The organism is Streptomyces fodineus (genome assembly GCF_001735805.1).
GTDB lineage: Bacteria > Actinomycetota > Actinomycetes > Streptomycetales > Streptomycetaceae > Streptomyces > Streptomyces fodineus.
Map to the genome: position 1 here is coordinate 9357443 of NZ_CP017248.1, position 21491 is coordinate 9378933.

Below are 21491 nucleotides of genomic sequence, written 5' to 3' on the forward strand. Positions count from 1 at the left end.
TCGGTGCCGTCAGCGGAAGACGACCGTGCAGTTGCCGTTGGCCAGCACGCGGCTCTCGCTGTGCCACTGCACGGCGCGCGACAGGACCCGGGCCTCGACGTCGCGGCCCATGGTGACCAGCTCGTCCGGGGTGTGGGAGTGGTTCACGCGGACGACGTCCTGCTCGATGATCGGGCCCTCGTCGAGGTCGGGCGTGACGTAGTGCGCGGTGGCTCCGACGAGCTTGACGCCGCGCCGGTGCGCCTGCACATACGGCCGGGCGCCCTTGAAGCTCGGCAGGAACGAGTGGTGGATGTTGATGGCCCGGCCGTCGAGCCGCTTGCACAGGTCGTCGGAGAGGATCTGCATGTAGCGGGCCAGCACCACCAGGTCTACGTCGAGCTCGGCGACGAGCTCCAGCAGCCGGGCCTCCGCCTCGGCCTTGGTCTGCTGGGTGACCGGGATGTGGTGGAAGGGGATGCCGTAGTTCCGGGCCAGCGGTTCGAAGTCGCGGTGGTTGGAGACGATCGCCGGGATCTCGATGTTGAGCGAGCCCGTGGACTGGCGGAAGAGCAGGTCGTTCAGGCAGTGGCCGAACTTCGACACCATGATCAGGGTGCGGGTCGGGGTCGTGACGTCGTGCAGCTGCCAGGTGATCCGGTACGCCTCGGCGACCGGGCCGAAGTCGGTGCGCAGCTGCTCAAGGGGCGTAGCCGGGGCGGAGACCTCGAAGTGCATCCGCATGAAGAAGCGGTCCTGGAGGCGGTCGTCGAACTGCTGGCTCTCGAGGATGTTGCCCGAGTGGTTCACGAGAAAGCTGGTGACGGCGTGGACGAGGCCGGCCCGGTCGGGGCAGGAGAGGGTGAGGACGAACTCGCGGCCGGGCTGCGGGCGAGAAGACATGACATCCTCCGTAGTGCGCAGTACGCAACGATGAGAGTGATGCGCAACATCGTCCGGTGCGAACGGCGGCCGGTCAAGAGGCTTGTTCTCTGTTGTGCGAGAAGCCGCGCCATGCGCAACGGTTCGGCGTCTCCGGGTCGGCGTCAGCTGGCGTTCCGTGAAGCGCAACGCTGTGCGCTGTTTGGAACCGATGCGTGTTCGTCTCTTGACAACCCTCCGGCGCAACGAAAGCATGTTGCGCATAGCGAGCATTGTTGTGCTATCTGAGACAACGTCCGATCTTCCCGCCCCTGCCGAGCATCCGCTACCCGGAGGTTCCCCATGACCATCACCGTCGTCGGAGCGTCGCTGGCGGGACTGAGCACGGTCCGCGCACTGCGCGCGGAGGGCTACGACGGCGGCATCGTGGTCGTAGGAGAAGAGCGTCACCTCCCTTACGACCGCCCCCCGTTGTCCAAGGACTTCCTCAAGGGCGACCTCGACGCCGACGCTCTCGCGCTCGGTGACGCGGGCGAATACCAGGACCTGGACGTGCGGTGGCTGCTCGGCGAGCGAGCGGTACGGCTCGACCCCGCCGACCGCTCGGTGACCCTGGCCGGAGGACGCCGCCTGCGCACCCAAGGCGTCGTCATCGCCACCGGTGCCACTCCCCGGACACTCCCCGGCGCGGACGGGCTGGCCGGCGTCCACACCCTGCGCACCCTGGACGACGCCCAGGCCCTGCGCGCCGAGCTGCTGAACGGCCTGCCCCGGATCGTCGTCATCGGCGCCGGTTTCATCGGCGCCGAGGTGGCGTCCACCGCCCACCGGCTCGGGCTCCACGTCACCGTCGTCGAGGCGCTCGACGTACCACTGGAGCGCCAACTGGGGCGCGAGATGGGGCTGGTGTGCTCCTCGCTGCACAGCGACCACGGGGTTGGTCTGCTGTGCGGCATGGGCGTGGCGGGACTCCTCGGCGACGGCCGGGTCACCGGAGTGCGACTGGCGGACGGGCGGGTGCTGCCGGCCGACGTCGTGGTCGTCGGGGTGGGCGTGCGGCCCGCCACCGACTGGCTCGCCGGTTCCGGCGTCGAGGTGGACGACGGCGTGGTGTGTGACGCCGGCTGCGCCACCGGCGTCCCGGGCGTGGTCGCCGTCGGAGACGTCGCCCGCTGCCCCCACCCGTTCACCGGGCGGCACGCGCGCATCGAGCACTGGAGCAACGCCACGCAGCAGGCGACGACCGCCGCCCGCACACTGCTCTCGGGTGTGTCGGTCCCCGCCCCGGTCACCGCGCCGTACTTCTGGTCCGACCAGTACCAGGTGCGCATCCAGCTCGCCGGGCATGTCGCTCCCGGCGCCGTGCCCCAGGTCGTCGACGGCGACCTCGACAGCCGTTCCTTCACCGCCGTCTACCGGCGCGAGGACACCCCGGTCGCGGTGCTCTCCCTGAACCAGCCGAAGCTGTTCAACCGACTCCGCCGCACCCTCACCCCCGCCGCCGTAACCGCCGGCGCCGCCTCATGAGCCCGCGCCCTGTCCGTCGACGGCCCCGCACGTCGCCGAGGCACAAGCACCCTCTCCACCCAGACCTGTAACCGAGATCCCTCCCCCAGGGGTGTGCCCGGCACATGCCCGGCACGCTCCGCCCGTCCCACGGAGTACGGCGTGGCAATCAGCGTCTTCGACCTGTTCTCCATCGGCATCGGCCCGTCCAGCTCGCACACGGTCGGCCCGATGCGCGCGGCCGCGATGTTCGCCGCCCGGCTGAAGAGGGACGGCGTGCTGGCCCAGACCTCCGCGGTGCGAGCGGAGCTGTTCGGCTCCCTCGGCGCCACCGGCCACGGCCACGGCACCCCCAAGGCCGTCCTGCTCGGCCTGGAGGGCAACGAACCGCACACGGTCGACGCCACCCAGGCCGACCTGGACGTGGAGCGGATCCGTGGCACCGGGCGTATCCGCCTCCTCGGTGCCGAGATCGGCCCCGCCCACGAGATCGACTTCGACGCCTCGACCCAGCTGATCCTGCACCGCCGGCGCGCACTGCCGTACCACGCCAACGGCATGACGCTGTTCGCGTACGACGCCGACGGTGTGCCGCTGCTGGAGAAGACGTACTACTCGGTCGGCGGTGGCTTCGTGGTCGACGAGGACGCCGTGGGGGCCGACCGGATCACACTCGACGACACCGAGGTGGCCCACCCGTTCCGCACCGGCGACGAACTGCTGCGACTCGCCCGCGAGACCGGCCTGTCCATCTCCGCGCTGATGCTGGAGAACGAGAAGGCCTGGCGTACCGAGGAGGAGATCCGCGCCGGTCTGCTGGAGATCTGGCGGGTGATGGAAGGCTGTGTCTCGCGCGGCCTGTCCCGCGAGGGCATCCTCCCCGGCGGGCTGAAGGTCCGCCGGCGTGCCGCGGCGGCGGCCCGGGCGCTGCGCAGCGAGGGCGATCCGGCGAGCCGGGCGATGGAGTGGGTGACCCTCTACGCCATGGCGGTGAACGAGGAGAACGCCGCCGGCGGCCGGGTCGTGACCGCGCCGACGAACGGCGCGGCCGGCATCATCCCGGCGGTCCTGCACTACTACCTCGACTTCGTCCCCGGCGCGGACGAGGACGGCATCGTCCGCTTCCTCCTCGCCGCGGGCGCCGTCGGCATGCTCTTCAAGGAGAACGCCTCCATCTCCGGCGCCGAGGTCGGCTGCCAGGGCGAGGTCGGCTCGGCCTGCTCGATGGCCGCGGGCGGCCTCGCCGAGGTCCTCGGCGGCAGCCCGGAGCAGGTGGAGAACGCCGCCGAGATCGGCATGGAGCACAACCTCGGCCTGACCTGCGACCCGGTCGGCGGCCTGGTCCAGATCCCGTGCATCGAGCGCAACGGCATGGCCGCGGTCAAGGCCGTGACCGCCGCTCGGATGGCCCGGCGCGGCGACGGCCGCCACCACGTCTCCCTCGACAAGGTCATCAAGACCATGAAGGAGACCGGCGCCGACATGAAGGTCAAGTACAAGGAGACCGCCCGCGGCGGACTCGCCGTCAACGTCATCGAGTGCTGAGCAGCGGACGCGGCGCAAGAGGCAGCGGAAAAGGGGGCGCAGCCGGCCAACTCCGGTCCCAACGACACCCGATGAGCGGCATTCTCGTACGGGGGCAGACCCGGCGGACTACGCGCGGGCCCTGTACGGCTTCGCCGACGGCCCTGCTACGCAAGCCTCAGCCGGACCCCGAGTCCCGCTATGACCAGCACCCCGCAGTGAGGCTGGTGCGGACGAGGCGGAAGGTGGCCGCCGGGTCCGCGGCGCGTGTGACGGTTCGCCCCACGACGACATGCGAGGCGCCCGCGACGACGGCCGCACGCGGCGTGCCGGCGCGGGCATGCTCGCCCGGAGAGCCGTCACCGGGCAGCGTGACCCCCGGCGTGACGATCAGGGCGTCGGCGCCCAGTGCGCTGCGCAAGGCCGCGACCTCCCGAGGCGAGGCGACCACACCATGACAGCCGGCCTTGCCCGCCAGACGGGCCAGCCTGACCACCTGCTCCTCGGTCGAGCCGCTGACGCCGATGTCGGCAAGGTCCCCATCGGTCATGCTGGTGACCACGGTCAGGGCGAGGATCCGCAGCCCGGGGAAGGCGCGGGCGGCATCGACGGCGGCGGTCATGATGCCCAGACCGCCCATGCCGTGCACCGTCACCATGGAGACGCCGAGAGCCCCCGCGGCCCGGACGGCACCGGCGACCGAGTTGGGGATCTCGAACAGCTTGAGGTCCAGGAAGACCTCCTTGCCCCGCGCAACAAGGAGCTTGACGAAGTCAGGGCCGGCCACGGTGAGGAGCTCCAGGCCGACCTTGTAGAGACGGCACTCGTCGCCCAGCCGGTCGACGATGTCCTCGGCGGCGGCACGGCTGTCGCAGTCCAGGGCGACGATGATCTGGTTGTTCGCATTCATGCCGCCATTGTGCGCGCCGCCACGAACCGTTGATCGTTCCCGGGATCCGCACCTCGCCGCTTGCCTCATCAGAGGAAGCTGACGCCCTGGGCCAGATTGAGTTCGCCGGAGTAGTTGATGGTGTTGGTGGCCGAGCGCATGTAGGACTTCCAGGCGTCCGAGCCGGCCTCCCGGCCGCCGCCGGTGTCCTTCTCGCCTCCGAAGGCGCCGCCGATCTCGGCTCCGGACGTGCCGATGTTGACGTTGGCGATGCCGCAGTCGGAGCCGGCGGCGGACAGGAAGATCTCCGCCTCCTGCTGGTCGCGGGTGAAGATGCTGGACGACAGGCCCTGGGGGACGTCGTTGTGCAGCGCGATCGCCTCGTCGAGGGTGTCGTAGGTGACGACGTACAGGATCGGTGCGAAGGTCTCCTCCCGTACGACGTCGCTCTGTTCGTCGACGCGGACGAGAACCGGCTCGGTGTACGCCGCCGCGGGTGCCGCCTCGGCCAGGCGCCGGTTTCCGCCGGCCAGGATCTTGCCGCCCTGGGCCTGGACGCGGGCGAGGGCGCCCCGCATGGCGTCGAGAGCCGTGGTGGAGATGAGCGGGCCGACCAGCGTGGTGTCGTCGAACGGGTTGCCGATGGGCAGCTTGGTGTAGGCCGTGGTCAGCCGCTCGATGAGGGTGTCGGCGATGTCGCGGTGGACGATGAGGCGGCGCAGGGTGGTGCAGCGCTGGCCCGCGGTGCCGGCCGCGGCGAAGACGATGGCCGGGACGGCGAGGTCCAGGTCGGCGGAAGGCGTCACGATCGCGGCGTTGTTGCCGCCGAGTTCCAGCAGGCTGCGGCCGAAGCGCGCGGCGACGCGGGGGCCGACCTCGCGGCCCATGCGGGTGGAGCCGGTGGCACTGACGAGGGCGACGCGGGGGTCGTCGACGAGCGTCTCGCCGACCGCGCGGCCACCGAGGAGCAGGCGGTGCACGTCTCGGGGGGCGCCGACCTCGTCGGCGGCGCGGGTGAGCAGGTGGTGGCAGGCCAGGGAGATCAGCGGGGTGAGTTCCGAGGGCTTCCAGATCACGGTGTCGCCGCAGACGAGGGCGACGGCGGTGTTCCAGGACCATACGGCGGCGGGGAAGTTGAAGGCGGAGATGACGCCGACCGCGCCGAGGGGGTGCCAGGTCTCGGCCAGGCGGTGGCCGGGGCGTTCGGAGGCGATCGTACGGCCGTAGAGCTGGCGGGACAGGCCTACGGCGAAGTCGCAGATGTCGATCATCTCCTGGATCTCGCCGAGCGCCTCGGAGCGGATCTTGCCCGCCTCGATGGTGACGAGGTCGGCCAGGTCGCCCTTGTGCTCGCGCAGCAACTCGCCGAGGCGGCGTACGAGTTCACCGCGGCGTGGCGCGGGCGTGGTGCGCCAGGTCAGGAAGGCCGTACGGGAGGCTGCGAGGGCCTGTTCGGTGTCGGCGTCCGTGGCGGACCTGAGGCCGAAGAGGTGCTCGCCGGTGAGGGGTGTGCGGGCGTGGAGGCCGTCGCCCTCGACCACGTCGACGCCGATGTTCCTCAAGGCGTCACGGGCGTGGGCCCGCAGGTCGTCCGTGGTGGGCAGTGCGGTGCTGGTCATGGTGATCCTCGGGGGTGTGAGAGTCAGCCGAGAGTGCCGGTGAGGCCGAGTGCGCGGGCGATCCCGGCGACGGAGGTGTTCTGCTGCCGCTCGTAAAGGGCGAAGGGGTCCAGGACCTCGCGGTCGATGGCGCCGGAGAGCCAGGCGGTGTCGTAAGCGGTGCCCTGCTGCTCGTTGTCGCGGGTACCCTCGCCGCTGAGGTTGGACTGGAAGATGCCCGCGGCGGAGCGGGGCAGGAAGTCCTCGTAGACGAGGGGTTCGGCCACCACCCAGTTCTGCCGCACCAGTTCGACGATGTCGGCGGGCGGCCGGCCGCCGTCGCGGGGCCGGTCGGGGCTGAGCCGGTAGGTGAAGTAGGCCAGTCCCTCGGCGGCGAGCTCCTGTTCGCTGCCGGGCATGTGCCGCTCCCACACGGCACGCGCGATGTCACCGCGGGCTTCCGAGGGGTTCTGGGCCGCCTGCTCGTCGACGCGGCCGAGAAGGCCGTCGTACAGGGCGCGTCCCCGGCGGGTGAGAGCGATGCCGCGGGCCTCGACCTCACCGAAGCGCACCCGCAGGGCACCGCTGACGACACCGCCGTCCGGGGTGCGCATCGCGCGAGGTTCGGCCAGAGCCCGGAAGGAGGTCTGCCGCAGCAGGACGTCGGGGCCCTTCCAGGCCGGCGGCCCCTGGATGGTGTCGATCATCTCGATGCCGCGCCGGGTCATGCGCCGGTACAGCTCGTCGATGTCCAGGACACGCGGAGTGAGGTGGTTGATGTGTGTGCTGCGCACACCGCCGATGTCCGCGGCGACGGCGGAGATCCGCTCCAGCGTCTCGTACCAGGCCTTGTCGACGGGCTCGGGGGACAACTCGAATGCCCGGACGGCCAGATGGAGGAGGCGTTCGGCCTGCTCCTCGGGCAGCTCCCCGTCGGCGGCGGCGCGGTCGGCCAGCGCGAGCAGCTCGGGGGGAAAGAGTTCGCGGCCCGCGAGGAAGGTCTCCAGGCGCGAGCGCAGGCCGGCGTCGAAGAAACGGGGGTCGGCCACGGTGAGCATGGAGGTGAACACCCGGAAGGGGTTGCGTGCCAGTTCCGCGCCGTCGACCGGCCGGAACGCCGTCGAGACGACGGGGACGGCGCTGGCCGCCGCCTCCCGTAGGTCGTAGAACCCGACCGGGTGCATGCCGAAGGCGGCGAAGACGCGGGCGACCTGGTGCATTTCGCGCGGCGTGCCGACACGGATGGCTCCGTGCCGCTCGGCCGTCACCCGGCCGATGGAGCCGAGGCGTTCGGCATCCGCTCCCTGCGCGCGCAGCACGTCCTCGTTGACCTCGCGCGAGACGTCCACGAGCGTGGTGTAGGCGGGAACCTCCTGCCCGTACATCCGCGACAGCCGCTCCGCGAAGGCGGCCCGCAGCTGCCACTGACTGATCGCCGACATGGTTCGGCCTTTCGATCGGGGTGCACATCGAGGGAGCCATCGCTCCTCACACCACATGGGCTTCGGGGCGGATGCGCGTGCCGCGGTGGAAACGGTCGGCGCTGAGCGGAGATATGTCGGTGAACGGCTCACGCTCCAGACACAGATCGCGTACGACCTCGCCGACCGCGGGCGCCTGGAGGAAGCCGTGGCCCGAAAACCCGGTGGCGTAAAGGAAGTTGGACAGTTCGCCGGCACGGCCGATCAGCGCGTTGTGGTCGGGGGTGACCTCGTACAGGCCCGCCCATCCGCCGCCGGTCCGCATGCCCGCCAGGGCCGGGGCGCGGTGGCGGACGACGGTGCGGAACAGCTCCAGCCATTGCGGGCTCCAGGTGGTGTCGAAGCCCTCCTCCTGCCCGGGGTCGGCCAGCCCGAACAGCAGGCCGTCGTCGCTGTTGTGGAAGTAGGCGGTGGAGGAGAAGTCGATGGTGAACGGGATGTGCGGGGCGGGCGGCGTGAGTGGCACCGTGAACGCCAGCTGCCTTTTGACCGGCCGCACCGGGAGGCTGACGCCGACCATGTCGCCGATCCTTGCCGACCAGGCCCCGGCCGTGCAGATCACGGTGGAGCACGCGATACGGCCATGGCTGGTGCGCACGGCGGCGACGCGGTTCCCTGCCGTGTCGATGCCCAGGACGGTGGTGTGGGTGGCGAGCGTGACGCCGGCCCGGGCCGCGGCCTGCGCATATCCCTGGACGACCAGTCCGGGGCGGGCGTGCCCGTCGGTGGGGGAGTACGCGGCGGCCACGAGTCCATCGGTCCTGATGTAGGGGCACAGGCGCTGGGCCTCGTCCGGACCGATCATGCGGCTCGGCACCCCGAGGCCGTTCTGGAGCTCGACTCCGGCCGCGAAGTCGCCGGCCTGCCGCTCGCTGTCGAGAAGGAAGAGGTAGCCGACGATGTCGAGCCCGATGCCGGCGCCGGGCCGTCGGGGGAATTCCTGATAGGCGCGCAGGCTGCGGCTGCCAAGCTCGATGTTGAGCGGATCGGAGAACTGGGCGCGTACGCCGCCGATCGGTTTGCCGGAGCTGCCGCAGCCGAGCTCGCCACGCTCGACGACGACGATGTCCGCCACCCCGGCCTCGGCCAGGTGGAACGCGGTGCTCGCCCCCATGACACCGCCACCGATGATCACGACATCGGCGGTGGCCGGAACGGTACGGAAGACGGAGGAGGACAAGGGCCACTCCCTTCCCGGGCCGGTCTCTGCGTCATCGTGCAGCAAGCCGACCGCTGACGTCCATCAACAGTCGGTGCATTGGAACTTTCAGGACCGCTATATGGTCGTACCGTGGACTGGACGAGTGCGCAGCTGCGCTCCCTGGTGGAACTGACCAGGCGCGGCACCATCACCGCGGTCGCGGAAGCCCTGGGATACACGCCAGGCGGGGTTTCGCAGCAGATCGCCGCACTGGAGAAGGCCACCGGCATGCAACTGCTACGGCGCGTGGGACGTCGCGTGGAACTCACCGACGCGGGCGCGACCCTGGCGCTGCACGCCGAGCGCATCCTCATGACGGAAGCCGAGGCCGTCGAAGCGCTGGAGCGCACCCGGAACGAGATATCCGGAACCCTGCGGGTCGGGCTCTTCGCCACGGCCGCCGCCGAGATCCTCCCACCGGCCCTGCGGCAGGTGCGCGAGAGGCATCCGGGTGTGACCGTGCGCAGCCGGGACATGGACGTGGACGAGGTGTACGACGCGGTCGCCGGCGGAACCGTGGACCTGGCGCTCGGCCTGGACTACCCGGACGTTCCCATCCCGCGCGACCCGTCCCTGCGGGTGACGGAGCTGTCCAGGGAACGCTTCTCGCTCGCGGTCCCGGCCGGAGCCATGCCCGGCCGGCGGAAGACATCACTCGCCGACACCAGGGAACGGGGATGGATCCTGCCCTCGGCCGGCAGTTACTACGGCCGCGCGGTGCTCACCGCCTGCCGTCGAGCCGGTTTCGAACCGCAGGTCCTGCACGAAGTGACGGACACGGCCGCCACCCTCGCCCTGGTCGAGGCCGGTGTCGGGGTCAGTGTGGTGACGGATCTGATGCTCCGGCTGCGTCCGTCCCGCATCGACGTCCTGGACCTGCACGAGGTGATCGAGCGTCACATCGTCGTGGTCTGCCGCTCCTTCGCCGAGCACCGGCCGACGGTGGCCGCCCTGGTCGACGTCCTGCGCACCTCCGCGGACCACCGCCCGACCCGGAGCCGCACCGGCGCCAGGACGTAGCCCGGGCCGGCGCCGCCAGGGTTTCGAAGTCCCAGGCCTTCGACGCCCACGAGCGCGCCCGCCGCGCCCGGGAAGATGGCCTGGCAGTACGACCACCGGATCCGCTGGGAAGCTTCCGGCGGCGGGCTTTGCGGTCGGCGGGCTGGTCCTTGACCTGCTACGAGGACGCGCCCCGTCACTCCCTGGCGCGGGCGGTTCGTGTCATCGGATGACTTCGGGCCATGGGGCCATAAGGGCATGGGAGAGGCCAACGCGAAGGCATGCACGTCGGAACGGTTGCGCGGGCGGGCATCGCTAGGCTGCTCCGCATGTCCGACCACCTCGCGCACGCTGAGCGCGACGACAGTCCCGAGGAGTCCCGGCGGGTGCGGCTGAGCCGGACGTTCGACGAAGACGCGGAGCTTTACGACGCGGCCAGGCCCGGATATCCCGAGCAGCTGTACGACGACCTCGCGGAACTCGCGGGCGTCCGCTCCGGCAGCCGCGTACTGGAGGTCGGTTGCGGGACCGGCCAGGCGACGGTGCCACTGGCCGGAGGAGGCTGCCGGATCACGGCCGTCGAGGCCGGACCGCACATGGCCGCGGTCGCCCGCCGTAACCTGGCCAGGGCCACGGCGGTGGAGGTGGTGACGGCGGAGTTCGAGAGCTGGCCGCTGCCCAAGGAGCCGTTCGACGCGGTCGTCTCGGCGACGGCGTTCCACTGGATCGACCCGGCGGTGCGCATGGCCAAGGCCGCCGACGCGTTGCGTCCCGGTGGCGCGCTCGCCGTGGTGCGCACGCAGCATGTGCGGGGCGGCACCGAGGAGTTCTTCGTCGAGGTCCAGCGCTGTTACGAGCGCTTCGACCCGGAGACCCCGCCCGGGCTGCGGCTTCCCGTGGCCGGCGCCGTCGACGGCTCGGACCACGCGGAGGAGGTGGCGCGCAGCGGCCGCTTCGGCCCCACGGTCTTCCGCCGCTACGAGCAGGACCTCACGTACACCACCTCCGGCTATCTCGACCTCCTGCGAACCTACTCCGGCCACCGAGCTCTCCCGGAAGCCGCCGGAAACGGGCTGTTGGAGTGCATCGCGGCCCTGATCGACCGGCGGTAGGGCGGCGGAGTGACCAAGCGCTGTCTCATCGAGCTGGGGGTGTCGCAACGCCCGTGACGCCTGGCCGGGGACCAGCCGCTCACTGTTCTCGGGGCTGGTGGCGGGGCACCAGCCCCGGAGCCGGCGCACGGTGGGCCGGTGTGTGTCAGGTGCGCAGCAGGCGCAGGTCGATCGCGGCGGCCATGGCCTTCATGCCCTCGTCGTCGGGGTGGAGGTGGTCGCCGCAGTCGTAGGCCGGTTTGAGGGCGGCCGGGTGGGCGGGGTCACGCATGGTCCGGTCGAAGTCGATCACGCCGTCGAAGGCGCCGCTGGTACGGATCCACTGGTTGACCTTCCGCCGGATCGTCTCGGCGGCAGGCGTGTAGTAGCCGCTGCCCTGGTCGGGCATCAGGGTCGCGCCGATGACGTCGACGTGCGCGGCATGTGCCTCGGCGATCAGGGTGCGGTAGCCGTCGATGAGATCCCGGGCGGTCAGCGGCCGGCCGTCGGGACCGGCGTTGTTGCCGATGTCGTTGATGCCTTCGAAGAGGATCACATCCTTGACACCCGCCTGGCCGAGCGCGTCGTGTCCGAAGCGCTTCAGCGCGCTGACTCCCTGCCACAGGTTCGGTGCGTCGGTGAGGACCCGGTTGCCACCGATGCCCGCGTCGACGACGCTCAGCTTCTGCGGGCCCGGCCTGGCGCCCAGCCGGCGTCCGAGGAAGTCGGGCCACCGGGAGTAGGTGCCGGTCGAGGAGTGGTAGCCGTCGGTGATGGAGTCGCCGAAGGCGACGACGGTGCCCCTCGCGGTCGCTGACACGACGTCCAGCCCCGCCAGGTAGTACCAGGAGGTCGTCCTGGTGCCGAACGCGGCGGCGCTGTCGTCACCGGTGTGGTTGCCGGAGGCGATGTAGGTGGTGTCGAACGCGTCCGAGTGCCAGGTCGACATGCCCGTCATACCCGGGACGTAGAGGCTGACGAGCAGGTTCTCCCCGGCCCTGACCGAGATCGGGACGACGTCGCTGACCGCCTCTTCGCCGGCGGTGATCGTGACGGTGCGGGCCTGTCGGAAGGTGACGTTACGCGTGGTGCCGCGCGTCGCCTCGCCGCCGCTCGCCTGTACGGCCACGTCCACGGCGCTGACTTCGAGCGCGGCGGAGCTGTACCGGTTGGACAGGGTGATGCGGGCGCCCGAACCCGCGACGCTGCTGTGCACCACCATCCGGACGGTCTGGTTGGCCAGGGACGGGCCGCCGGTCGTCATGCTGGGCGACCAGGCGCCGACCCGGGTGCCCTTGCCTTGCGGCGAGGATGTGGCGGCGCTTGCCGCGTGCGCGGTGCTCAACGGTACGACCGCCAGGGCCAGGCCGGTCAGCGCGCCGCACACGGACCGCACGACTCTGCCGTTCGGTCTGTGACCCGTTGCCGTTCTTCTCTTTTCCGGGGACATTGTCGATCCCTCCGCTCTGGGGAGTTGGTCACGCCTGCCGATCGCCCTCAGCCGAAGCTGCCCAGCGTGACGGACTCGCCGGGCTCGAGGCTGATCCTGTGTGATGTGCCGCCCGCGAAGACGGTCGTGTCACGGCCGCCGACACTCCGCAGCGTCAGCTGTGTGACCTTGCCGTTCTTCCACCTCAGGCCGGCGACGAAGCCGCCGCGGACACCGACGCCGTACACCGAGCCGGATGACGCCCAGGCGGCGGGCAGCGCGGGCAGCAGTTCGATGTGGCCCGGCCGCGAGTAGACCAGCATCTCGGTGATCGCGGAGGGGGTGCCGAAGTTGGCGTCGATCTGGAAGATGCCGCGGCCTTGCCCCATGTCCATGATGTCGAAGAGGTTCGGCGCGGTGCCGTTGCTGCCGTTCACCGATGGCTTGAGGTTGTTGACGACGAGCTGGTAGGCCTTCTCCGCGTTCTTCAGCCGTGACCAGCACAGGCTGCGCCAGGCGTTGGACCAGCCGTAGCTGTTCATGCCGCGGGCGGTCAGGAGGGCCGTCGCGCCGGCGAGGATGTCCTTCGGCGTGGAGCCGTCCGGGCGGATCCGGTCGCCGGGGAAGAGGCCGATGAGCGGGGAGAGGTGCCGGTGTGTGGTCTCGCCGAGGTCGTCGGGTGACATCCACTCCTCCAGCCAGCCGGTCTTGGGGCTGACCACGGGCAGATACAGGCGCCCGCGCAGACCGTCGATGGCCGCGCTGTAGGAGGTGTCCCTGCCGAGTATGTGTGTCGCGGTGTGGTAGTTGCCGAAGAGGTTCCACACCAGTTCCTGCGCGTAGGTGATGCCCTTGGCGTCCAGCGGCCCCTGCTCGGGCGACCAGTCGCTGTCGGCGATGAGGACCTCGCGCGAGGCTCCGGATGCGTCGGTGACGGTCGTGGTGACGAGGCGGGCCTCCCAGAACTCCACGGCGCCCTTGACGAGGGGGTAGATCTTCTCGAGGTAGGCGCGGTCCTGGGTGTACTCGTAGTGCTCGAACAGGCTCTGGCACAGCCAGGCGTTGCCGGCCGGGTGCCACCACCAGCCGCCTCCGCCGTAGGGGTTGGCGGAGATGGCCACGGTCCAGCCTGCGATCCTTCCGCTGGAGTTGCGGTATCTGTTGGCCGGTGTGTTGAACAGCCGCCGGGTGACGTCCGTCCAGCAGGGCAGCTGTGCGAGGCAGTAGTCCGCGAAGGCGTCGAAGCAGCCGGACAGGCCCGCGCGGTCGGCCATCCAGTAGTTCATCTGGACGTTGATGTCGGTGTGGTAGTCGCCCATCCAGTCCGGGGCGTTGCCGTCCAGCCATGGACCCTGCAGGCCCATGGGGAGGCTGCCACGTGACCCGGAGATCATCAGATAGCGGCCGAACTGCAGGTAGGTGGCCTCGAGTTCGGGGTCGGGGACGTTGTCCCGGTAGCGGGCCTGCACGCGGTGCCAGGTGTCCAGCCCGCGCTGTGCGGCGGATGACGTGCCGAGGTCGATGTCCAGTTGCTCGAACACCGGGCGGTAGTCGGCGACATGGGTGTGCAGCAGCGTGGTCGCGGAGTGGCCGGCCGCGTTCAGGAACTTGGTCCGTGCCAGGCGCTCCGGGTCCAGGGACGGGTCGCGGAACTTCGCCGCCGCGTCGGGCGCGTAGTTGGTGCCGCCGCTGACCACGACGGTGAGGTCCTTGCAGCCGCGGAAGGAGATCGACGTACCGTCGACGGCGACCCTGCCGGTACCGCTGTGGGCCGTGACGGCGGCGCCGTACTTCAGGCCGTTGCCGAGCAACGCGCCGAACGAGACACAGCGGCCTGTGGCGTCCGCGGTGGTGGACTCGCCGTGGGTGCCGGTGAGGGAGACGGTTCCGGTGTAGGTGCCGCCGCCCTGCTGGGAGAAGTACAGGACGATGACGTCGTCGGGGCGGCTGGCGAAGATCTGCCGCCGACAGGTGACGCCGGCCAGGTCGTACGAGGCGCCGACGATGCCCTGGCCCAGGTCGAGGGTGCGACGGTAGTCGTTGACGGAGCCCAGGTCGTGCCCGGGGATGTCCACGGTGAGCTCGGCCAGCAGGGTCAGTGAGCCGAAGTCGTCACGGCCGTAGGGGAACTGGCCGTCGCTCTGCAGGGTGTCGTTGAGACCGCCGGTCCACAGGGTGGCGTCGGTGATCGTCAGCAGTTCGCCGGCGGGGTCGTTGCCCGCGAGCGCCCCGAGGCGCCCGTTCCCGACCGGCAGGCCCTGCTGGATCATCGAGTCGGCGGAGGCGGGAGCCTGCCACCACAGCCGGTTCTTCGCGGCGGCGGTCGCGGAGAGCAGGGGCGAGGAGGCGGGGCGGGCCGGGGCCGCCGAGGCGGTGAAGGCGGGCAGTCCGCCGAGCGCGACGGTTGCGCCGGCGGTGGTGGCGAGAGCGAGGAAGCCCCTGCGGCTCGGGTGTGGGGTGGCGCGCGATTCGGTGTGCTGGGTGTCCACGGTGTGCACTCCATGTCAGGGGAACGGCGCGTGCGGGGGCGACGGGGCCCGGCCGTGTGTCACGTCCGGGACCCGCGCGAGGGAGGGGTCAGGGGGACCTGGGTACGTCGATCCTGTCGATGTCGGGGGAGTAGTCCCAGCCGCTGTCGAAGGTGATGGTGTTGGTACCCGCCTTCAGTGCCACCTGGACGCTGACGGTGTCGACCGTGCCCCAGTCGCCCGTGGAGGGGAACCTCAGGCTGGTGCCGTTGCCGCTGTTGGAGTAGACGGTCACCGAGCGGGGGTCACCGCTGACATAGGCGACGTTGACGGTGTAGACACCGTCCTTCTTCACCGTGATGTCGTTGAACTGCAGCTTGCTGTCGAGATAGAGGTTGCCGACCTTCTTGCCGCCGGAGCAGGAGTCGCACGAGGCGGCGGAGGCGTTGCCGGTCAGGGTGTTGTTCGCGGACTCGGCCTCGTAGCGGGTGGTCGGCAGCGGGGTGCCGCCGGGCTTGAGGGTGAACAGCCGGGAGCCATGGGCGGGCAGTGCCGCGGTGATCCTGTTCCTGTGCGTCCCGAGGTCCTGGTGGTTCCACAGGTCGCGCACGGAGGCGGCGCCGGTGAAGCCGAAGGACGCCCAGTCGGCGGTGACGGAGGCCGAGGAGCCGCCGAGGTTGAACAGGGCGACGGTATAAGTGCCGTTGGGGTTCTTGGCACCCCAGACCTGCTGGTCGCCCATCGGGGTGACGGGACGTGCGACGGGCGAGTCGTTCTGGTCGACGGCGATGACTTCCCGGTTGGTCAGCAGCGAGAGGCCGTAGTGGTCCAGTCGGGTGAGGTCGTCGCCGGTGAACAGGGGCGATTTGCTGATGGCCCACAGGGTCACGTAGCTCTGCCTCTCGGCGTTGGTGAGCCCGTCCATCGCCCCGTTGCCCACGTCGATCGCGTCGAGGTCGTTCCAGCCGCCCGGACCCGCCTTGCCACTCCATGCGGGGGCGTCGTTCCACCGGTCGTCGACCGAGTTCTCCCAGGTGACCAGCGTGTTGCAGTAGCACTCCACGTCGGTGTCGATGCGCCAGCCGCTGGAGTACTTCTTCCAGTCCGCGGCATGGCCGATGTCGAGCGACCAGGACAGCTCGAGGTGGATCGGGCGGCCGGTGGCGGCGATGGCCTGGTGCCAGGCGGCGACGTCCACGACGTTGTCGTGGTTGTCACCGGACTTGGACGAGCCCGGACCCACCCCGTCCAGCTTCAGGAAGTCGTAGCCCCAGTCCGCGAGCATCCGTGCCTGCGAGTCGACGTACCGCTGCGCGCAGGGCTTGCCGAAGTCCAGCTTGTAGGCGCTGTCCCAGCCGTTGGTGGTGCGCAGGTCCGGATAGACGATGTCCGCCGTCGTACAGCCGGGGGCGTTCCATACGGGCACCTTGCCGTCGCCGTACGCCCCCTTCTCCAGACCGACGGGCAGATAGATGCCCGCCTTGAGCCCCTTGGCGTGGATGTGGTCGGCGACCGACTTCATGCCGTCGGGAAACCTGATGCGGTCGGGCGTCTGCCGGCCGTACGGGTCGAACCCGGACGTCCAGTTCTTGTCCATCCACCAGCCGGCGTCGATGTTGACGTGGTCGTAGCCGTACTTCTTCAGCTTGGCCGCGAGGGCGTCCGTCTGCTTCAGGACGTTCGCCTCGGTGAGGTAGCTGTAATTGCCGTCCGGGTTCAGGCCGGGGTACTGGGAGGACTGCATACTCCAGCTGGACCAGCCCATGTACGGCCTGGCCGCCGGACCGGGGCCGGCTTCCGCCGTGGCCGCGGCCGAAGTGAGGGCCGGGCTCGCGGAGTCGGAGGCGGTGGCCTCGGTGGCCGCGGCCGGCACCGCCGTGGCGAGTCCGGCCGTGACGGCCAGGACCAGCGTCGCCCGGACGGTGCGGCACGGGAAGCCGGGGAGGGCTCCGCGCAGGGCTCTGTACGGGGATGACCGCATGGGTCGCCTCCAGTGGTGAGGTGAGCGGGGTCGTGCGGTGGCACCCGGGGGGCGTGACGTGGGGGGCGAAACGTTCGGGTGGCCGGCCGCCAGCGCGTCGGGCCCGCGGCTCAGCCCTTGCCCGAGCCGAGGGACGGCCAGGACGGTGGCCCGGCACCGGACAGCCCCTGGAGCACCGTTCGTTGCCCGGCGCCCGCGGCGGTCTGGGTGTTGCGGCTCTGCGGCGTCATCGCGACTCCTCCGACCTGCCCGATCCCGTGAAGGACTGGATGGCGGTGGCCGCGGCCCCGCGCGCCCACTCCTCGAAGGGCAGGGGGCGGGTGACCACGTCGCACCGCGCTGCCGTACCGAAGGCGGACGCGGCGAACGCCTCCCGGATGCCCTCGGCGACCAGGTCGTAGGCGGCCAGGCCCTCCCCGGAGATGATCACCCGCTGGGGACCGAGGATGTTCACCAGGAAACCGATGGCCTTGCCGATGGCTTCGCCCGCTCGTGTGTAGATCCCTCGGACGACGGCGTCTGCGCCGTGGGCCAGGGCCAACGCCTCGGCCGTGTCGGCCACTTGCCCGCCCGTGACCGCGCGTACTGCGCGGAGTATGGCGGGGTCCGCCGCGATCGCCTCCACACATCCCCGGTTGCCGCAGTGGCACAGGGGGCCGAGCGGGTCGAGTGACAGATGTCCGACCTCGCCGGCGACTCCGTGCGCGCCCGACACCACCCTCCCGTGTACGACGAGGCCGCAGCCGATGCCGGCGCCCACCGTCACCAGCGCGAAGTCCGAGAGGCCGACTCCGGCCCCGAACCAGTGCTCGGCCACCGTGAGCGCCCGCACGTCGTTGTCGACCGTGACCGGCAGCCCGGTCGCGGTCCCGGTCATCTCGGCGAGCGGTACGTCCCGCCACTCCAGGAAGGGCGAGTAGCGGACCACACCGTCCGCGCGGTCCACATCCCCCGAGATCGCGATGCCCAGCCCTCGCACCGGCACACCGAATCCGTCCGCCTCCGTGAGCAACTCCTGTACCAGCGCGGTGATGGCGGGGAGCACCGCCTCCGGCTCGCGTCCGCGGAGCGGGACGTGCCGGGACATGCGGATACGGCAACACAGATCGGCCAGTACGGCGATGATCTCGTCGCCGGTCACCTTGATCCCGATGAACAGTGCCCTGCCTCCGTCCACCCACACCAGGTTGGCCGGGCGTCCCACGGCGGGCCGCGCCTCTTCGTCCACACCCTCGACCAGATAGCCGAGCTCCATCAGCGGACGAACCGCCTTGGTGACGGCGGCCGGAGAGAGCTTGGTCCGCCGCCCCACCTCGGCCCGGGTGAGCGGACCGTGGGAGAGCAGCGTCGTGAAGACCAGGGAAGCGGCCGGCGGCATCGCCGGGGCCGCCTCGCGGGAGGGGGTCGAGCGCATGGCCGGAAACCTAGAGAGGTTCTTTTTCACTGTCAATGAAAGAAGCATGTTCCTTTTCAAAGACATGTGTGGGCGACGGTAGGCCTGGAAAGCAGCTACGGAATCAGGGAGTTGACACGTGATCAAAGGCGAGGCGCTCGATGGCCTCGCCGAAGGGGCATTGCGTGTGGGGGCCAGGCCCGGACCGGTCGCCACACCCTGCCGGCGGAATGCGGCTCAGCAGCCTACGTTGGGCGGCAGCTGCTGTTCCGCCCAGATGGTCTTGCCCGTGGCGGTGTACCGCGTGCCCCAGCGCAGGGCGACCTGCGCGACGAGGAAGAGGCCCCGTCCTCCTTCGTCGGTGCTGCGGGCCCGGCGCATGTGGGGTGAGGTGTTGCTGGCGTCCGACACCTCACAGATGAGAGTCCGCTCGTGGATCAGACGCAGGCCGATCGGACCGCCGGCATGGGTGATGGCGTTGGTGACCAGTTCGCTCACGATCAGCTCGGTGGTGAAGGCGACGTCCTGCAGACCCCATGCGGTGAGTTGCCGGTCGGCGTTGTCACGCGCCTCGTGCACCGCCCGGGGATCGGCGGGCACATCCCACGAGGCCACGCGCTCCGGGGCGAGGGCGCGGGTCCGGGCGATGAGGAAGGCGACGTCGTCGTGCGGATGCTCCGGCAGCAGGATGCGGACCATCGTGTCGCAGATCTCCTCCAGCGGCCGGTCGGGGTGGGCGAGGGCGAAGCACAGTCGCTCGAAGCCGATATCGACATCGCGGTCCGAGGCCTCGATCAGACCGTCGGTGTAGAGGGCGACGACGCTTCCCTCCTCCAGCTCGATCTCGGCCGACTCGAAGGGCAGACCGCCCAGGCCCAACGGGGGGCCTGCGGGGATGTCGGGGAGTTCGACCGGCTCGCTGAGGTGGGCGATGGCCGGAGTGGGGTGCCCGGCGCGCGCCACGCTGAGTTTCCGGGAGATCGGGTCGTAGACCGCGTACACACAGGTCGCCCCGACCACCACCGGTCCGTCCGAGGCCGCTTCCGCCTCGTCCGCCAGGCGCACCACGAGGTCGTCGACGTGGGCGAGAAGCTCATCGGGGGGCAGGTCCAGGTCCGCGAGTGTCTGTACCGACGCACGCAGCCGGCCCATACTGGCGGCGGCGTGGATACCGTGGCCGACCACGTCACCCACGACCAGGGCGACGCGGGCGCCGGACAGCGGGATGACGTCGAACCAGTCGCCGCCCACGCCGGCCTCGGCGTCGGTCGGCAGATAGCGGTAGGCGACCTCCACGGCGCAGTGCTGGGGCAGACGAGGGGGCAGGAGACTGGTCTGGAGGGTGAGGGCCGCGTTGTGCTCGCGGATGAACCGCCGGGCGTTGTCCACGCACACCGCGGCTCGGGCCACCAGTTCCTCCACGAGCAGCAGGTCGTCCTCGTCGAACGGGCTGGGGTTCTCCCAGCGCAGCAGCGTGACCACTCCCATGGTCGCGCCCCGCGCCCGCAGCGGCACCACCAGATGGGTGTGCACACCGAGACCGACGAGTTTGGACAGGCGCAGCGGATCACCGGTCAGCCACCATGTCGTCGAGTCCAGCACCGGATCGAGGATCGGCCGGCCGGTGGCCAGGCATCGTCGTTGCGGAGATCTGGACGGGTACCCGGTCGGCTCCCCGATGGGAACGATCGCCTCCGGCACCTCCTCGCGGATCGACAGGTGCGCCGCCCGCTGGAGCGCGCCGTCGGTGACCGGTCCCGGAGTGAGGTCCCCGGCCGCGAGGACGCCGTGGAAGAGGTCGATCGCCACGAAGTCGGCGAGCTGCGGCACGAGGACCTCGGCCAGTTCCTGCACCGTGCGGTCGAGGTCCAAGGTGGTGCCTATGCGCTGTGCCGCCTCGTTGACCCGGGCGAGCCGCTCGCGTGCCCGGTCGTGGGCGGTGAAGTCGACGGCGGTGTGACACACCCCGAGCGTCCTGCCGTCGATGTCCCTCAGCGGGAAGGACGAACGGAGCCTGAGGTGGCCCAGCGCGTTCCGGCGGGACATGCCCTGCGGGGGCGGTACGTGCTCCACGGCCGGGGTGACCCGACCCGAGATCAGTGCCTGGCGCGCCTGCCAGTCCACGGCCGACGGCACCCGTCCCGGTTCGAGGGGCTCGGCCACGCAGGGGCCCTCGACATGGGCCGGCAGTCCCTCCATGGCGACCAGCACCGGGTTCACCCACTGGAAGTGCAGCTCACTGTCGAGCACGGCGATGCCGATCGGGGACTCCTCCAGGAGGCCGCGCACCACCGCCTGGTCGAGTTCCCAGCGGCGCGAGTCGGAGACCTCACAGGCCACGACGAGCCATACGGGACCCTCCTCCGCTTGCAGCGGAGACACCCGCACGGCCAGCTCGACCGGGTGGCCCGCCCCATGCCGCGCGGTGACCGGGCCCTCCCAGCCCTCCCCGACCTGCTGCGCCGCGGCCAGCGCGGACGTCGGCGCGTCCTTGCTGGTGAGGAGGGAGACCACGGGGCGCCCCAGCACACTGGACGCCGGGTACCCGAGAAGATCCTCCGCCCGCCGGCTCCAGTAGCGGATCAGGCCGTGTACGTCCACGAGGGCGACGGCGGCAGTCGTGATGCCGTACGGATCGCCCCGGTGCGTGTTGGCCAGTTCCCTGAGACCCATCGTGTCGGCCGCATCCGCAGGCGGGTTTACTGACACCACGGTCTCACATGGACCCCGTGGTGTCTTCGGGCCGACCACCCCGGCATGTGCGCAGGCCACAGGGCATCAATGCCGGACATGCCAGGGGCGAGCGTTACCCGCGCACACGCTCGAAGGTCAGCAGCAGTCCCTCCACCGCCCCGGGCCCTATGCGCCCCTTGACGTCGGCGGAGGTGATGGCCTTGAGACCCCAGCCGTCCTCGGCGTGCTTGTTCAGCACCTTCTCCAGCTTGTCGCTGTCCAGCGCGTCGCCGATCAGCGACTCCCGGAAAGTGACGACCTTGTACTCGTACGCGTAGCCGCTGCTCATGGGGCGGAGTCCTCCTGATTGCCGGGGCGGGTGTTGGCGCGGGGGGCG

The 21491-nt window shown here is 70.6% G+C and carries 15 protein-coding genes; 4 read left to right on the forward strand and 11 right to left on the reverse strand.

Annotated features, from left to right (window positions below; translation table 11 throughout):
• Positions 1-9: 9 nt before the first annotated feature.
• The gene (gene purU, locus BFF78_RS40675) at positions 10-882 is read right to left on the reverse strand and encodes a formyltetrahydrofolate deformylase (protein WP_069783050.1); all 873 of its coding nucleotides are present in this window, start codon (positions 880-882) and stop codon (positions 10-12) included.
• Between the two features lie 321 nt (positions 883-1203).
• Here purU and BFF78_RS40680 point away from each other — a divergent pair, with 321 nt between their 5' ends.
• Positions 1204-2388: an NAD(P)/FAD-dependent oxidoreductase gene (locus tag BFF78_RS40680; protein WP_069783051.1), complete on the forward strand. Its 1185-nt coding sequence runs from the start codon at positions 1204-1206 to the stop codon at positions 2386-2388.
• Positions 2389-2529: 141 nt separating this feature from the next.
• A complete protein-coding gene (locus BFF78_RS40685) occupies positions 2530-3912 on the forward strand; it encodes an L-serine ammonia-lyase (RefSeq protein ID WP_069783052.1) in 1383 nt (460 codons plus the stop codon).
• 178 nt (positions 3913-4090) lie between these two features.
• On the opposite strand, the gene pyrF is transcribed toward BFF78_RS40685, so the two are convergent.
• The 4 genes from pyrF to BFF78_RS40705 all read right to left on the reverse strand — a co-directional run bounded on the left by pyrF (position 4091) and on the right by BFF78_RS40705 (position 9039).
• Positions 4091-4801, reverse strand: a complete 711-nt coding sequence (pyrF, locus tag BFF78_RS40690; RefSeq protein WP_069783053.1) for an orotidine-5'-phosphate decarboxylase — start codon at positions 4799-4801, stop codon at positions 4091-4093.
• Positions 4802-4869: 68 nt separating this feature from the next.
• Positions 4870-6399: an L-piperidine-6-carboxylate dehydrogenase gene (gene amaB, locus BFF78_RS40695; protein ID WP_069783054.1), complete on the reverse strand. Its 1530-nt coding sequence runs from the start codon at positions 6397-6399 to the stop codon at positions 4870-4872.
• A 23-nt stretch (positions 6400-6422) separates the two neighbouring features.
• Positions 6423-7820, reverse strand: coding sequence for a 2-oxoadipate dioxygenase/decarboxylase (gene hglS / locus BFF78_RS40700; RefSeq protein WP_069783055.1), 1398 nt, complete (start codon positions 7818-7820; stop codon positions 6423-6425).
• A 46-nt stretch (positions 7821-7866) separates the two neighbouring features.
• A complete protein-coding gene (locus tag BFF78_RS40705) occupies positions 7867-9039 on the reverse strand; it encodes an NAD(P)/FAD-dependent oxidoreductase (protein ID WP_069783056.1) in 1173 nt (390 codons plus the stop codon).
• Positions 9040-9150: 111 nt separating this feature from the next.
• On the opposite strand from BFF78_RS40705, the gene BFF78_RS40710 reads away from it, so the two are divergent.
• Together BFF78_RS40710 and BFF78_RS40715 are read left to right on the forward strand one after the other, a co-directional pair.
• Positions 9151-10080 (forward strand): LysR family transcriptional regulator, encoded by a 930-nt coding sequence (locus tag BFF78_RS40710; RefSeq protein ID WP_069783057.1) that lies wholly within the window; start codon positions 9151-9153, stop codon positions 10078-10080.
• A 308-nt stretch (positions 10081-10388) separates the two neighbouring features.
• Positions 10389-11171 carry a class I SAM-dependent methyltransferase gene (locus tag BFF78_RS40715; RefSeq protein ID WP_069783058.1) on the forward strand — a complete coding sequence of 261 codons (783 nt, stop codon included), beginning with the start codon at positions 10389-10391 and terminating at the stop codon, positions 11169-11171.
• Positions 11172-11316: 145 nt separating this feature from the next.
• Here BFF78_RS40715 and BFF78_RS40720 read toward each other — a convergent pair whose 3' ends face one another.
• The 6 genes from BFF78_RS40720 to BFF78_RS40745 form a co-directional block, all read right to left on the reverse strand.
• Positions 11317-12546 carry an SGNH/GDSL hydrolase family protein gene (locus tag BFF78_RS40720; protein ID WP_227026064.1) on the reverse strand — a complete coding sequence of 410 codons (1230 nt, stop codon included), beginning with the start codon at positions 12544-12546 and terminating at the stop codon, positions 11317-11319.
• Positions 12547-12647: 101 nt separating this feature from the next.
• Positions 12648-15068 (reverse strand): glycosyl hydrolase family 95 catalytic domain-containing protein, encoded by a 2421-nt coding sequence (locus BFF78_RS40725; RefSeq protein WP_069783060.1) that lies wholly within the window; start codon positions 15066-15068, stop codon positions 12648-12650.
• 88 nt (positions 15069-15156) lie between these two features.
• Positions 15157-17028 carry an alpha-galactosidase D gene (locus BFF78_RS40730; protein ID WP_069783061.1) on the reverse strand — a complete coding sequence of 624 codons (1872 nt, stop codon included), beginning with the start codon at positions 17026-17028 and terminating at the stop codon, positions 15157-15159.
• A 226-nt stretch (positions 17029-17254) separates the two neighbouring features.
• Positions 17255-18442, reverse strand: a complete 1188-nt coding sequence (locus BFF78_RS40735; protein ID WP_193433625.1) for an ROK family transcriptional regulator — start codon at positions 18440-18442, stop codon at positions 17255-17257.
• A 216-nt stretch (positions 18443-18658) separates the two neighbouring features.
• The gene (locus BFF78_RS40740) at positions 18659-21094 is read right to left on the reverse strand and encodes a SpoIIE family protein phosphatase (protein ID WP_079161682.1); all 2436 of its coding nucleotides are present in this window, start codon (positions 21092-21094) and stop codon (positions 18659-18661) included.
• A 133-nt stretch (positions 21095-21227) separates the two neighbouring features.
• Complete coding sequence (locus BFF78_RS40745) at positions 21228-21443, reverse strand: DUF4177 domain-containing protein (RefSeq protein WP_069783062.1); 216 nt, start codon at positions 21441-21443, stop codon at positions 21228-21230.
• Between the last annotated feature and the right edge of the window lie 48 nt (positions 21444-21491).